We start from the raw sequence: 14,916 nt of genomic DNA on the forward strand, positions 1-14,916 counted from the left end.
GGAACGGTTTACGCTGGCACGCCTGCTCCCACACCAAAACCCAACCAAGAGGTCTGTATGAACGCCCCCTTCGATCAGCTGTCCGCCTGGCTGAAAGAACACCGTATCACCGAAGTCGAATGCGTGATCAGCGACCTGACCGGCATCGCCCGCGGCAAGATCGCACCCACCGCCAAGTTTCTCCACGAGCGTGGCATGCGCCTGCCCGAGAGCGTGCTGCTGCAGACGGTCACCGGCGACTATGTCGACGATGACATCTACTATAACCTGCTCGATGCCGCCGACATCGACATGGTCTGCCGCCCAGACCCGAGCGCCGTGTACCAGATCCCGTGGGCGATCGAGCCGACCGCGATCGTTATCCACGACACCTTCGACAAGCAAGGCAACCCCATCGAACTGTCGCCGCGCAACGTGCTGAAGAAAGTGCTCAAGCTTTATGCAGACAAAGGCTGGCAGCCGATCGTGGCACCGGAGATGGAGTTCTACCTGACCCAGCGCTGCGAAGACCCGGACTTGCCGCTGCAAGTGCCGCTGGGGCGTTCCGGCCGTGCCGAAAGCGGCCGCCAGTCGTTCTCGATCGATGCCGCCAACGAGTTCGATCCGCTGTTCGAAGACGTCTACGACTGGTGCGAGATCCAGGGCCTGGACCTGGACACGCTGATCCATGAAGACGGCCCGGCGCAGATGGAGATCAACTTCCGCCATGGCGACGCCCTGGACCTGGCCGACCAGATCACCGTGTTCAAGCGCACCATGCGTGAAGCCGCGCTCAAGCACAACGTGGCCGCCACCTTCATGGCCAAGCCGATCACCGACGAGCCCGGCAGTGCCATGCACCTGCACCAGAGCGTGGTCGACATCGCCACCGGCAAGCCGATCTTCGCCAATGAAGACGGCAGCATGAGCCAGCTGTTCCTGTACCACATCGGCGGTTTGCAGAAGTACATCCCCAAGCTGCTGCCGATGTTCGCGCCCAACGTCAACTCGTTCCGCCGCTTCCTGCCGGACACCTCGGCACCAGTGAACGTCGAGTGGGGTGAGGAAAACCGTACCGCCGGGCTGCGCGTACCCACCTCAAGCCCCGAGGCAATGCGCGTGGAAAACCGCCTGCCGGGCGCCGACGCCAACCCGTACCTGGCCATCGCCGCCAGCCTTCTGTGCGGCTACCTGGGCATGGTCGAGCGCATCGAGCCCAGCGCACCTGTGCAGGGCCGTGCCTACGAACGGCGCAACCTGCGCCTGCCGATCACCATCGAGGACGCGCTGCAGCACATGGAAGACTGCGAGACCGTGCAGCAGTACCTGGGCAAGCAATTCGTCCAGGGTTATGTGGCGGTCAAGCGTGCCGAGCACGAGAACTACAAGCGGGTTATCAGTTCGTGGGAGCGTGAATTCCTGATGCTGAGCGTCTGACCTTTTCGCGGTACCTGTGGGAGCGGGTTTACCCGCGAATGCTGTGGTGCATTCAACGACGTATTCGCGGGTAAACCCGCTCCCACAGGGCACGAGCCCTTGCACCGAACTCGAAGAACAATACCAACGAGGTGTCCCCATGCGTCATCTGCAAGCCCTGATCCCCGCCGCATTCACCCTGCTGTTCGCCACCACTACCCAGGCCACTCCCTCGGTCAGCGTGTACAACTGGACCGACTACATCGGTGACACCACCGTGGCCGACTTCCAGGCCAGCAGCGGGATCAAGGTGGTCTATGACGTGTTCGACTCCAACGAAACACTGGAAGGCAAGCTGCTGGCCGGGCGCACCGGCTATGACGTAGAGGTGCCATCCAACCACTTCCTCGCACGCCAGGCACAGGCGGGTGCCTTCCTGCCGCTGGACCGCAGCAAGCTGCCGAACTGGCAGCACCTGGACCCCAAGCTGCTCAAGCAACTTGAACAGAACGACCCGGGCAACCAGTACGCCGTACCCTACCTGTGGGGTACCAACGGCATCGGCTACAACATCGACAAGGTCAAGGCGGCCCTGGGCGTCGACCATATCGATTCATGGGCGGTGCTGTTCGAACCCGAGAACCTGAAAAAGCTCAAGCAATGCGGCGTGGCGTTCATGGACTCGCCCGATGAACTGTTCCCGGCCGTGCTCAACTACCTGGGCATGAACCCGCGCAGCGAAAAACCGGCCGACTACGCCAAGGCGGAAGCCCGCCTGCTCGAACTGCGCCCCTATATCACCTACTTCCACTCCTCCAAGTACGTTTCCGACCTGGCCAATGGCGATGTCTGCGTGGCCTTCGGCTACTCCGGCGACGTGTTCCAGGCCGCCAACCGCGCCGTGGAAGCGAAGAATGGGGTAAAGATCGCCTACAGCATTCCCAAGGAAGGCAGCAACCTGTGGTTCGACCTGCTGGCCATCCCCAAGGACGCCAACAACCCCGAACAAGCCCTGGCGTTCATCAACTACCTGCTCGACCCCAAGGTGATCGCCAAGGTCAGCGCCACGGTCGGATATGCCAATGCAAACCCCGATGCCCAGGCCTACATGGACGCATCGCTGGTAAACAACCCTGAGATCTACCCACCCCAGGACGTGCTGGACAAGCTGTACATCTCCAGCACGCCGAGCCCGAAGATCATGCGTGTCATGACTCGCTCCTGGAGCAAGATCAAGTCCAACCGCTGAGTCGAGAACGCCCATGTCTTCTACTACCCAACACACCGCTTCGTACTATGCCGCCACGGCACGCGATGCAGCGCCCTATCCCAGCCTGGACGGCGAACTGAGCGCCGATGTGTGCGTGGTCGGCGGCGGGCTGACCGGGGTCAATACCGCCCTGGAACTGGCCGAGCGCGGGCTCTCGGTGGTGCTGCTTGAAGGCCGGCGCATCGGCTGGGGCGCCAGCGGCCGCAACGGCGGCCAGCTGATTCGCGGCATCGGCCATGACGTCAACGGCTTTGCCCGGCATGTCGGCCAGGACGGCGTGCACTACCTGAAACAAGCCGGCATCGATTCGGTAGCGCTGGTGGCCAGCCGCATCGCCCGGTACGGCATTGCCTGCGACCTGCGCTGGGGCTTCTGCGAACTGGCCAACACCCCTGCGCAGTTCGCCGCCTTCAAGGACGAACAGGACGATCTCGACGCACTCGGCTATCGCCCTGAAACCCGCCTGGTCAGTGCCGACCGGCTGCATGAAATCGTTGCCAGCGACCAATACGCCGGCGGCCTGGTAGACATGGGCTCGGGCCACCTGCACCCGCTTGATCTGGTCCAGGGCGAAGCCCGCGCCGCCCATGGCTTGGGCGTACGCATCTTCGAGCAGAGTCCGGTGTTGCGCATCGAGCATGGCCCCCGCGTGACCCTGCACACGGCTCGTGGCAAGGTGCGGGCAGGCAGCCTGGTGCTGGGCTGCAACGCACATCTCGATGAACTGGAGCCACGCCTGAGCGGCAAGGTGCTGCCGGCCGGCAGCTACGTGGTGGCTACCGAACCATTGCCCGAGTCACTGGCCAGCAGCCTGATCCCGCAGAACATGGCGCTGTGCGACCAGAAAGTCGGCCTGGACTACTACCGCCTCACGGCAGACCGGCGCCTGCTGTTCGGCGGCGCCTGCCACTATTCCGGTCGCGACCCCAAGGACATCGCCGCCTACATGCGGCCCAAGGTGCTGAAGGTGTTCCCGCAGCTGGCCAACGTGCGTATCGACTACCAGTGGGGCGGCATGATCGGCATCACCGCCAACCGCTTCCCCCAAGTCGGGCGCCTCAGCCAGCACCCCAATGTTTACTACGCCCAGGGCTATTCCGGGCATGGGCTGAACGTGACGCACTGGACAGCGAAACTGCTGGCCGAAAGCATCGCGCTCGGCCACAGCCAGGGGCTGGACGTGTTCAGCGCCGTGCCACACCTGACCTTCCCCGGCGGCAAGGCACTACGCTCGCCGCTGCTGGCGCTGGGGATGTTGTGGTATCGATTGCGGGAGGTGCTGGGTTGAGTTCGCCACGAGCTTTGCGGCGCTCGGTCTCACAGGCGCAGAAAAACTCAAGACAAACCCTTCCACCCCCTCCAACTTTCTACCATTTCACAATCGATTGAACCTACCCACTGGCCAACTGCCCCGCACCTGCTAGCGTTGTTCTGGCCGACCTATCATGGATGCATCTTCATCATGAAATCATTGCCCCGCATTACCCTGTTGTGCGCCGCACTGCTAACCATGGCCGCCTGCTCCAGCAATCGCGTGGACCCGAAGGACTACTCCGGCTTCCTCAAGGATTACAGCCGGCTGCAGGAAGCCAAGAGCCCGTCGGGTGACCCGGTGATGCGCTGGATCGACCCCAAGGTCAACGTCAACCAGTACAGCCAGGTGTTCATCGAGCCCAGCCAGTTCTACCCCAAGCCGCAGCCGACGCCGGTCATCTCGGCGCAGACGCTGCAGGAAATCACCCGCTACTTCAACGAAGCGCTGCGCCGTGAAATGGGCAGCGTGGTACCGCTGGCCAAGGGCCCCGGCCCGGGCGTGATCGTGGTGCGCCCGGCCATCACTGCGGTGTCCACCAGCAACGAGGGTCTCAAGCCTTATGAGGTCATCCCTATCGCGCTGATTTCAGCCGGTGTGAACACCGCCATGGGCGGCCGTGACCAAGAGGTGGATGTCGGCGTGGAAGCTGCGTTCCTCGATGGTGCCAGTCAGAAAGTGCTGGCCCAGGTCGTGCGCAAGGGCACGGGGCAGGATCTGGAGAACAAGACCACGCAACTGACCCTGAATGACGTCAAGCCGGTGCTGGATGGCTGGGCCAAGGACATGCGCGCGAGCTTCCTGGAAGCGAAGCAGAAAGCCCGCTGATACCGACCGGACACGGAACCTGTGGGAGCGGCCTTGTGTCGCGAAAGGGCCGCAGAGCGGCCCCGGGATCTCAGCTCAGGCGTATGAATGGGGCTGCTTCGCAGCCCTTTCGCGACACAAGGCCGCTCCCCCAAGACCGCGCTGACCGTTGCGGTGACTCAGCACTCGACGAAGGCAACGGCCAGGCCTCCGCGCGAAGTCTCCTTGTAGTTGGCATGCATGTCCGCCCCGGTATCACGCATGGTGCGGATCACCCGGTCGAGCGAGATGAAGTGCTCGCCATCCCCTCTCAACGCCATCTGCACGGCGTTGATCGCTTTCACCGCAGCAATCGCGTTGCGCTCGATACACGGCACCTGCACCAAGCCGCCGACAGGGTCGCAGGTCAGCCCAAGGTTATGCTCCAGGGCAATCTCGGCGGCATTTTCCAGCTGCGGCGGCGTAGCGCCCAGCACCTGGGCAAGGCCGGCAGCGGCCATCGAACAGGCCGAACCTACCTCGCCCTGGCAACCAACCTCGGCCCCGGAAATCGACGCATTCTTCTTGCACAGGATACCGACCGCCGCTGCCGCCAGCAGGAAGTCCACCACGTCCGCGTCGCACGCCCCCGGGTTGAACTTCATGTAGTAATGCAGCACCGCCGGGATGATGCCGGCAGCACCATTGGTAGGTGCTGTGACCATGCGCCCGCCGGCGGCATTCTCTTCATTCACCGCAAGGGCGAACAAGTTGACCCATTCCATGGCACTGAGGGTGGAGCCGATCACGTTGGGCTTGCCCAGCTCCTGCAGGCTGCGATGCAGCCGCGCCGCACGGCGCTTGACGTGCAACCCGCCCGGCAGGATGCCTTCATTACGCAGGCCATTGTCGACGCATTCACGCATGGCACCCCAGATCCGCAGCAGGCCCTCGCGTACCTCGGCCTCAGGGCGCCAGGCGCATTCGTTGGCCATCATCAGCTGCGCCACACTCAAGCCATGGCTCTTGCACAAGGCCAGCAATTGCGCAGCGCTGTCGAACTCGTACGGCAGCACCACCGCGTTCGCTTCGAGCGCTGGCGCGTCGATCTCGGCTTGCTCGACGATAAAACCACCGCCCACCGAATAGTAGGTCTGGCGCAACAGGCTGCCCTGCCCGTCCATGGCTTCCAGGCTCATGGCATTGGGGTGATACGGCAGGTTCTCGTCGAGCAGCAGCATGTCGCGGCTGTACTCGAACGCCAGCGGGTGGCTGCCATCGAGCATCAGGCAGTGCTCCTGCATCACCTGGCCAATGCGCGACTCGATGGTGGCCGGGTCGATGCGGTCCGGCCACTGGCCCATCAGGCCGAGCAGGCAGGCGCGATCGGTCGCATGGCCAACCCCGGTTGCCGACAGCGACCCGTACAACCGCACCTCGACACGGCTTGCCTGGGCCAGCAGCCCCTGTTCGCGCAGGGCCTGGGCAAAGGTAGCCGCCGCCCGCATCGGGCCGACGGTGTGGGAACTGGACGGCCCGATGCCGATTTTGAAAAGGTCGAAAACACTGATAGCCATGCTAATGCCTGACCGTGCCCGGGTATGAAGCCGCAGCGCGGTTATCTGGAGAAATTGAGCGATATTGCGATTTTGCGCGATACTGCCGCGCTGGCTCACGGATGACCAACGAAACTTCCTAAGCAAGGCTTTAGTGGTACTAAACGATGCGACGACAACTCAATGGCCAGACGTTCGTCTGGCTACACGTGTTCGCCTGTGCGGCCCGGCACTTGTCCTTCACCCGCTGTGCCGAAGAGCTGCACATTACCCCGGGCGCCGTCAGCCAACAGATGCGCCAGTTGGAGGAACGCCTGGGCTACCAGCTGTTCCTGCGTCGGGCACGTGGTGTGGAACTGAGCGCCGAAGGGCAACGCCTGGCACAGACGGTGACCGAAGCCTACGGCAGCATCGAAGCCGAACTGCTGCGCCTGGATGCAGGTGAGATCCGCGGCACCTTGCGCCTGCGCTCGATCCCGTCGTTCCTGGCCAAATGGCTCACGCCTCGCCTTCCGCGTTTTCAACAACGCTACCCGGACATCGAGTTGCGTCTGGTGGCCGAAGACAGTGCCCAGGCGTTGACACCGGGCGATTTCGACCTGGCCATCGACCTGAACGATGGCAGCTACCCCGGCATGCTCTCGACACCACTGCTGGACGAGCAGATCTTCCCCGTGTGCTCCCCCACCTTGCTGCGCGGGCGCCCGCCGCTGCACGGGCCGGCAGATCTTGTGCACTACCCGCTGCTGCACGACATTACGGCCTGGCGCGGCAGTTCGGAATATGCCGAATGGGAGTTCTACCTGGAGGGCATCGGCGCCGCCGGCCTGGATGTGCGGCGCGGGCATACCTTCAACCGCAACCACCTGACCATCGAGGCGGCGATTGCCGGCATTGGTGTGGCGATCGCCCGACGCACGCTGCTCAACGACGAACTGGAGCGCGGCGCACTGATCGTGCCGTTCGGGGTGCCTATCGCCAATCACAAGCGCTATGTAGTGCATTACCCACCGGGCGGGCTGAACCAGCCGGGGGCGCGGGCGGTGCATGACTGGCTGGTGGAGGAAGCGCGGGGGTTCAGGGAGTTGCACCCGCTGAACAAAGACTAGGCCAGCCAATTGTGCTTGCACGCTGCAAATGACTCATTGAATTGGCAGGGACCCTGTGGGAGCGGCTTTAGCCGCGAACACCGGCGCAGCCGGTGCCATGCACCGCGTTGGATTCTTCGCGGGTAAACCCGCTCCCACAGGGTGCGCAGAGCGCTTGCGAGATTTGTGCGTCAGTAGGCCTGCTTGCCGGTAAACGCATTCAACGTGCGCACCAGGATGACGAAATCCAGCCACAGCGACCAGTTGTTGATGTACTCGATGTCCGAGTCTACCCGCTGGATCATCTGCTCGATATCCCTGGTTTCGCCCCTGAACCCACGTACCTGCGCCAGGCCGGTCATGCCAGGCTTGATATTGTGGCGAGCGAAGTAGTCCACGATGTCCTGCGAATACAACGTGTCATGCTGCAACGCATGCGGCCGCGGCCCTACCAGCGACATCTCCCCGGTCAGCACATTGAACAACTGCGGCAGTTCATCGAGGCTGGTGCGGCGGATAAAGGCGCCGACCCGGGTCAGCCGTGGGTCATCCCTCTGCGCCTGCTTCACCACGCCATCTTCCGGCTGGTGGACATGCATGCTCCTGAACTTCCAGATACGGAACGCTTCCCCCGTCCAGCCGGTGCGCTCCTGACGGAAGAAAACCGGGCCGCGGCTATCGAGCTTGATGGCCAGCGCAACGGCCAGCAACACCGGCGATGCCAGCAGCAGGATCAGCGCCGCCAACACCCTGTCCTCGAGGTTCTTCAAGAACAGGCTCATGCCCGTCAGCGGTGTTTCCGACAAGGTCAGCACAGGTATGCCGGCAATTTCCCGCACACTGTGATTGATCAGGCGCAACGAGAAGATATCCGGTACCCAGTTCACCGCGATGCACTTGTCGAGCAACTTGAAATACACATCGTTGATGACCTCGGAACCGCCCAGCGGGGTCACCAGGTACACTGTGCGAATGCCATGGCGGGCCACGATATCGTCGAGCTCGGCAACATGCCCGAGCACCGGCATGCGCTGCTTTCCTTCGGCACTTTCGCGCCCCGGCTCATCGGCATTGTCGATCAGCACGCAACCCAGCACGCGTTCGCCGAACCAGGGGTTGTTGCTGATTTTCTGATACAGGAAGTTGGCCAGATCACCGGCACCAATGATCAGGGCGTTGTCCAGGCGTGCATGGGCGGTGAAGCGCTTTTGCAATTCGCGCACGGCAAAGTGCAGGAACAACTGGGCGATGTAGCCAATGATGAACAACTGCACGACCAGCAGTCGCGAATAGGTTTCGCTCTGTTTGGCCAGGAAGGCCATGACCACCAGGAAGCAAAAAGTTGCCGACCAGGCCTTGAACAGCCGGAAAGCCTTGATGGAAAGCCCGACGTTGGTACGGTAGATCGCATAGTGATCGTAGATGACTGCCAGTGCGCCAACCAGCAACAGCAGCATGATCACGTAATCGGAAGTGATGTAGCCAAACTGGTCGTAGATCAGGTACCAGGCAATGCCGATGACTGCAATTCCATCGAGGCCGGCCTGAATAGCGTTACTTACGCTGCTTCTTCTCTGCAATAAGGAACGACTGCTTCTGGGCTCTAAGACCATTTCAGACCTCATCAATTTGCGTGCAGCAAATGCCTTCCACCAACAAGCAAGCCTTGACAACGGCTCATGCAAAGCCCGTGGAGCAAAATCCTGCAGCCGCAAGCCATTGATCAAACTGTAGCAGCCATCCGCCATCAGCGTACCCGGAATCACCGCTCGGGCGGATTCTGACGCTCATACGGTGTGCCTGGCCGTCCCCCGTCGCAGCGGAACAGCAGGGTACGCACCAGGAACAACGGGTTGCCCACAACATAACGAATGAACAAACGCTTCGGCTCGCGCAACAGCCGGTATAGCCACTCCCCACCCAACCGCCGCAACCACTCGGGCGCCCGGCTGACCTTGCCGCCGAGAAAATCCAGGATCGCGCCGCCACACACGATCAGGCACGGCCCCCCAGCTGCCGCCAGCCTTGCGGCCACAACCTCCTGCCTGGGCATTCCCATGCCCAGCACGATCAGCTCAGGTTGCAACTCCCTGGCCAGTTGCAGGTAGGTATCGACGCTGGCAAAGCCATCGTGGACCGACACCGGTACCACCCCGAACGTGGCTGTGCTTCGTTGCACGGCCTGGTCCAGGTACGGCTGTCGGGTGCCCCAGAACGCAACTCGCCGCCCGCGGTAGGCAGCCAGAAGCCGAGGAATGAAGTCGGTGCCATTCATGTTGAGCCCTGGCTCAAGCCCCAGCCGGCGATACAGGATCGCCAGGCCGGAACCATCGCGCAGCAGTACGTCGGCCGCCGACAATGCTTGGTGGCAGGCGCCATCACGAACCACCAGGTTCATTGCATGGGCATTGACGAAGCCCAGCACGGTCGCGGCTTTCGGGACGCTGAGCCTGTCCAGCAGGCGCTGCGCGGCAGTGGCATCCGGCACCACTTCGAGCTTGCCGACAAGGGTGTTCCAGCGTTCTTGCCAATGAGCCATCAGTCTTCATCCCGTTTCGAACGTACCCATTCAACCTGTCGCTTGATCAGGAACCGCAGATACAAGGGGAGCTTCCTTGCGGCGTAGAACGGCGCGTACAGCAGCACGGAGAACGGGATCAGTTCACGACAGAAACGCGCCCAGGCCACTGCGACGGCAAGGCCGAGCAATGCCAGCGCGCAAAGGGCGATCCACGCAGGTGCCGCCAGGCCGAACAGCAGGTACGCCAGCCAGGCCACCAGGTTTAGGCCGAGCAAGGCCAGCACCAGCAACGCCAGCGGCGGCACCAGCAGGTCCAGGGTCATGGCCAGCAAGCTGCCGTTACGCTGGGTGATTGCCGCCAGCACACGCTTGGGCGCATCGGCCAGCATCAGGCTCAGGTGCCCATGTTCCCAGCGGGTGCGCTGGCTGCCCAGGCCTTGCTGGCTGGCAGGGAACCGGCTGCTGACTACGGCCTCGGGGCAGAACACTGGCGGCTTGCCCTGCTGGCACAGGTCCAGGCCCAGCTTCACATCCTCCACCAGGTGCCCGTTGGCCAGGTCGATCAAGGCCAGGTCACGCCAGCCGAATGCCATGCCGGCGCCCATCAGCTGGCATGGCAGGTCCAGCCGCGCCCATCCACGCGGGCGCACCAGGTTCTTGACCCGCCAGGCGAACTCGGCAACCTGCACTGTCAACCCAGCCCCTGCCGGTGCGTACATCAGGTACAGCGCCTGCACCGGGCGAGCGACTTCGCGGTAGCGCCGCGCCAGGCGCTCGATCGCCCCCTCGCCCACCTGGCAGTCGGCATCCACCACGATCACCACCTCGGGCGGCTGGTCGGCCAGGTGGCGCACGCCAAAGTCCAAGGCGTAGCCCTTGCCGCGCAACCGTGCATCGTGGCGCTCCACCACTTCGGCACCCGCCTCGCGCGCCAGTTGCGCGGTGTCGTCAGTGCAGTTGTCCGCCACCACCAGCAAGCGGTCGCCAGGCCGCAACTGCGGGGCAATGCTCGCCAGCGTGGCACCAATTATCGAAGCCTCGTCGTGAGCTGGCACCAGCACTGCCACCTGCGGACGGGCGGTGTTGCCCATCGGCTGCGCGCGTGCAGGCAAGCAGGCCATCAGCACCTGCACCAACAGCAGCAGCACCGGCAACAGGACGATGGCCGCCAGCATGCCCAGTATCCAAGCCAATACACTCATCATGCGGATGCCTTGAAATAGCTGGCCAGCCTGGCCGCCTCGGTATCGATGTCATGCCGTTGCAGCACACGCTGGCGTGCCGCCTCGCCCATGCGCTGCAGCACTTCGGCAGGTTGTGCCAGGCAATCGGCCATGGCCGCTGCCAGCTCGTCCACGGCGCCGGCAGGGAACAACCAGCCGTTTTCGCCCGGCCGCACCAGCTCGGGAATGCCTGCCACATAGGTGGTCAGCACTGGCCTGCGCAAGGCCATCGCCTCCATGATCACCACCGGCAAACCTTCGGCAAAGCTGGGCAGCACCAGCGCACGCGCCGCCAGGATTTCCTCGCGCACCTGTGCGCTGCTGATCCAGCCGGTGATGCGCACCTGCTGCTGCAAGCCATGCCGGGCGATCAACGCCTCGACCTGGCCACGCATTTCACCGTCGCCGGCCAGCACCAGTTCGAAGGCGATCGACCGGGCGACCAGTACTCGCGCGGCCTCGAGCAGCAGCAGCTGGCCTTTCTGTTCGCACAGGCGGCCGACGCACACCAGGCGCGGCGCCGTGGGCACGCCAACCGGCGCCACCTCATGGAAACTGCGCTCGAGGCCGCAATGCACCACCTTCACCTTGGCCCAGTGGTCGTGTGCCACCCAGCGAAACAACTGGCTGCGCCCGTACGAGCTGACCGCCGCGACAAATGCGGCACGCCGCACCTTCTCGCCCATGTGCAGAAACTGCGGCTTGTCGAACTCCTCCGGCCCGTGCACGGTAAAGCTGTAGGCCGGCCCGCCCAGCACATTGGCCAGCATCACCACCTCGGTGGAATTGGTGCCGAAATGTGCATGCACATGTCTTGCCTCGCCAGCCTGCAACCATTGCAGTACCTGGCAGGCCTCGGCCAGGTAGACCAGGTGGTAGGGCCAGGCGCGGTCGGCCCGCAAGCCAACGCGCATGGCCAACTGCAGCGCCCGGAAGAACCGGCGCGGCTGTGCTCGCAGCACTTGCCAGGCCGGTGCCAGCAACCCCTTGATGCCATGCTGCAGCACATAGCGGGTCTTGGCCCGTTCGCTCGCGTCGTCGGCATCCTGCAACTCGGCGTCCCACCCGCGCAGGGCAATACGCTGCACCTCTACCCCCTGGCGCTCCAGCGCCAGGATCTCGCGGCGGATGAAACTGTGGCTGACCTTCGGGTACTGGTTTATGAAGTAAGCAATGCGCATAGAAATCCAGATCAAGACCCGCGTAGTGAACATTCAGACCTGCCGCGGCAGGGCTGGCGATTACTTCAGGCTGTCGACTACCGGCGGCCGGGGCCCCGCCGATGCCATCTCGTCAGATACATCCCCCTGTTCCCCTTGTAGTCCAAGGTTGTGACCGCTGCCTGGCAACACGGCCTGCAAGCGGGCGAAAACATCGTCGAGCAGCACCTGGCGGCGGCGGTACATTGCCCGTTTCTTCGCCGGAATATCCTGTTCCGCCCGCTGTACCGCAGCCAGCGGAAGGGCGAAGAAGTCAGCATGGCTCGATGCAGTAGCACCGTGTTCCAGCCAGATCACATCATAATTGGCCGCCAGGTCCTGGCCCTTGTCGCTGCCAAAATACGCGTGCCGATGGTGGCGGCAAGCATCACTGACGGCATACAGGTGCACCACGTCCAGGGTCCTGGCCAGGCACTTCAATGCCTCGAGCAACAGGCTGCGCGGGCGCAGCCCTTCGAAGTCCTTGGTCAGGTCGCGATAGATGGCCAGTGAGGTTTCGCTGTCGATACCCTTGTGGATGCCCTGCACGGCACCAATGAACAGGCAAAGCTCGCCCCGGCTGCGGCACAGGCTGAATGCCAGGGATGCCACGCGCAGGTCGCTCTGGAACAGGTTCAACACCAACTCGCCTTCGCGCTTGAACCAGATCGGTCGGTCCAAAACCAGACGACAACCCGGCGAATGGCTGGACAGCTCGCACAACGTCAGGCTTTCGTCCCGCCCCAGCAGCAACAGCGCCGGAAACTGCCCGGCCAGCACTTCGAAGTGCGAAGCCACCACCTCCAGGCGCTGCGGGGCTTCCCAGCATTTGCTGAGGTAAGGCCACTGCACGACACCGATGCAATCCACCCCTAGCCGCTGCAAGCCTTGCTGGCCCAACGCCGCCGTCATGCGCTGCAGGAAGGCATTCAGTTCAGGCCATTGCCTGGCAATCTGCAGCGCCAACCTGTACTTGTTGTTCAGCGCCCGCAACGAGTAGCCCGGTTGCAAGGTAAACACGCTTTTGACGATCGTGCCGAGCATCATGGGCCTCTCTCACTTGTACTCGATCAACGTCGATTTGCCGGCCGCGATGCGGTGGCGCAGGAACTTCAGTTGCCCGAGCATTTCCGGGAACTTGCCCAATACCAGAAACACCGCCTGTAGCCAGTTCTCCCTCACCGACTTGCCACCACGGCGGGCCAGGCGTACGGCCTGCAGCGGGTAGACCGCCAGCAGCAGCAGGCCCCAGCCGCCCAGCAGCAGGCAGGCCAGCACGATTACCACGGGGATGCCCAGACCCCACAGCCAAGCCCGGCGCGATTCGCGCAACCAGTGCCGCTCGGGTGGCTGACCATGCAGGTAAGCCCCTTCGGCATAGGCGTGGCCAGCGCGCAGGCTACGCCGCCACCACTGGCTGAAACGGGTCATGCCGGCGTCGTGCAGGGTCATCTCGGCGTCCAGGCGCCAGACTTTCCAGCCCTTTGCCCGTAGGCGCACGCACAGCTCGGGCTCCTCTCCGGCAATCAGCTCGGGGCGAAAGCCGCCGACGGCGGCAAAGGCATCTGCTCGCATCAGGGCATCGCCACCACACGCCTTGGCCTCGCCAATGGGGGTGTCCCACTCCAGATCACACAACAGGTTGTACACCGACCGCTGGGGGAAGCGCTCGCGTCGGCGGCCACACACCACGGCCACGTCGGGGTGGTCGTCGAGAAACGCCTGCGCCGCGGCCAGCCAGCCGCCATCCACCTCGCAATCGCCATCGACGAACTGCACCCGTTGCAGCGACGGCAACAGCCGTTGCAAGGCGAGAAAGCCTTCGTTGCGCGCGCGTGCGGCAGTGAACGGGGTGTCCATGTCCAGCGCCAATACCTCTACCCCCAGGCTGCGAGCCAGGTGTGGTGAACCATCGGTAGAGCCGGAGTCGACGTACATGATCTTGTCCGTACCCTGTAGCAGCGAACGCAGGCAACGCTCCAGGCGCAGGCCTTCGTTGCGGCCAATCACCACCACTCCGATGCCGCTCGCCATGGGCCTCACTCGACGGGCGCCGTGGCGGCCGGTTGCCTGGCCTTGATGATGGCCGGCACCCCCACCGCCAGCGAATTGTCCGGCACATCCACCAGCACCACGGCGTTGGCACCGATGATCACGTCGTTGCCGATACGGATGCTTCCCAGCACCTTGGCCCCGGTGCCAATATCGACGTTGTTGCCGAACACTGGTGCAATCGGCTCATCGACGTTCTTCAGGCCCACCACTACCCCGTTGCGGATGCGGCAGTCATCGCCAAACCGGGCATAGCCGCTGACTACGATGCCGCCAAAATGGTCGATGACGAAGTTGCGGCCGATCACCACCTCGCACGGCAGCTCCACACCCGTGATGATCTGCACGAACTTGAACAGGACCTTGTAGATGAGCGAAAACAGTTTTCGCAGCAGTGCCGGGCGCACCCCATAGCGCCAGCGGCCGAAGCGGTACACCAGCAATACCCAGAAGCCCTGGGCGCCCCAATCGCCCCCATGGGCACGCAGGTCGGCACGTATATTCTCGAACATGG

Annotated in this window: 13 protein-coding genes; 5 read left to right on the forward strand and 8 right to left on the reverse strand. The window is 63.4% G+C overall.

Features of this window, described 5'->3' with window-relative positions:
- The first annotated feature begins 57 nt into the window (after positions 1–57).
- From KDB76_RS15620 to KDB76_RS15635, 4 genes are all read left to right on the forward strand, one after another.
- Positions 58–1,416 carry a glutamine synthetase family protein gene (locus KDB76_RS15620; protein ID WP_013972693.1) on the forward strand — a complete coding sequence of 453 codons (1,359 nt, stop codon included), beginning with the start codon at positions 58–60 and terminating at the stop codon, positions 1,414–1,416.
- 139 nt (positions 1,417–1,555) lie between these two features.
- A complete protein-coding gene (locus tag KDB76_RS15625) occupies positions 1,556–2,644 on the forward strand; it encodes a polyamine ABC transporter substrate-binding protein (protein WP_038409669.1) in 1,089 nt (362 codons plus the stop codon).
- A 13-nt stretch (positions 2,645–2,657) separates the two neighbouring features.
- Positions 2,658–3,953, forward strand: a complete 1,296-nt coding sequence (locus tag KDB76_RS15630) for an FAD-binding oxidoreductase (RefSeq protein ID WP_013972695.1) — start codon at positions 2,658–2,660, stop codon at positions 3,951–3,953.
- A 174-nt stretch (positions 3,954–4,127) separates the two neighbouring features.
- A complete protein-coding gene (locus tag KDB76_RS15635) occupies positions 4,128–4,805 on the forward strand; it encodes a DUF3313 domain-containing protein (protein ID WP_024087157.1) in 678 nt (225 codons plus the stop codon).
- 158 nt (positions 4,806–4,963) lie between these two features.
- On the opposite strand, the gene KDB76_RS15640 is transcribed toward KDB76_RS15635, so the two are convergent.
- On the reverse strand, positions 4,964–6,340 hold the full coding sequence (locus tag KDB76_RS15640; protein ID WP_013972697.1) for an L-serine ammonia-lyase: 1,377 nt from the start codon (positions 6,338–6,340) through the stop codon (positions 4,964–4,966).
- Positions 6,341–6,486: 146 nt separating this feature from the next.
- Between KDB76_RS15640 and KDB76_RS15645 the strand changes: the two genes are divergently transcribed.
- Positions 6,487–7,428, forward strand: coding sequence for a LysR substrate-binding domain-containing protein (locus tag KDB76_RS15645; protein ID WP_013972698.1), 942 nt, complete (start codon positions 6,487–6,489; stop codon positions 7,426–7,428).
- A 170-nt stretch (positions 7,429–7,598) separates the two neighbouring features.
- Here KDB76_RS15645 and KDB76_RS15650 read toward each other — a convergent pair whose 3' ends face one another.
- From KDB76_RS15650 to KDB76_RS15680, 7 genes are all read right to left on the reverse strand, one after another.
- On the reverse strand, positions 7,599–9,020 hold the full coding sequence (locus tag KDB76_RS15650) for an undecaprenyl-phosphate glucose phosphotransferase (protein ID WP_024087158.1): 1,422 nt from the start codon (positions 9,018–9,020) through the stop codon (positions 7,599–7,601).
- A gap of 149 nt (positions 9,021–9,169) precedes the next feature.
- Complete coding sequence (locus tag KDB76_RS15655) at positions 9,170–9,946, reverse strand: WecB/TagA/CpsF family glycosyltransferase (protein WP_013972700.1); 777 nt, start codon at positions 9,944–9,946, stop codon at positions 9,170–9,172.
- Positions 9,946–11,133 (reverse strand): glycosyltransferase family 2 protein, encoded by a 1,188-nt coding sequence (locus KDB76_RS15660; RefSeq protein WP_023660601.1) that lies wholly within the window; start codon positions 11,131–11,133, stop codon positions 9,946–9,948. Before KDB76_RS15660 ends, KDB76_RS15655 begins: the two co-directional genes overlap by 1 nt.
- Complete coding sequence (locus tag KDB76_RS15665) at positions 11,130–12,332, reverse strand: glycosyltransferase (protein WP_023660600.1); 1,203 nt, start codon at positions 12,330–12,332, stop codon at positions 11,130–11,132. The genes KDB76_RS15660 and KDB76_RS15665 overlap by 4 nt, the downstream gene beginning before the upstream one ends.
- A 60-nt stretch (positions 12,333–12,392) precedes the next feature.
- Positions 12,393–13,397, reverse strand: coding sequence for a VirK/YbjX family protein (locus KDB76_RS15670; protein ID WP_023660599.1), 1,005 nt, complete (start codon positions 13,395–13,397; stop codon positions 12,393–12,395).
- 9 nt (positions 13,398–13,406) lie between these two features.
- A complete protein-coding gene (locus KDB76_RS15675) occupies positions 13,407–14,384 on the reverse strand; it encodes a glycosyltransferase (protein WP_023660598.1) in 978 nt (325 codons plus the stop codon).
- Between the two features lie 5 nt (positions 14,385–14,389).
- Positions 14,390–14,914, reverse strand: a complete 525-nt coding sequence (locus tag KDB76_RS15680; RefSeq protein WP_013972705.1) for a serine acetyltransferase — start codon at positions 14,912–14,914, stop codon at positions 14,390–14,392.
- Positions 14,915–14,916 lie beyond the last annotated feature (2 nt).

It is taken from the genome of Pseudomonas sp. JS425 (genome assembly GCF_018223845.1).
Taxonomy (GTDB): Bacteria; Pseudomonadota; Gammaproteobacteria; order Pseudomonadales; family Pseudomonadaceae; genus Aquipseudomonas; species Aquipseudomonas asiatica.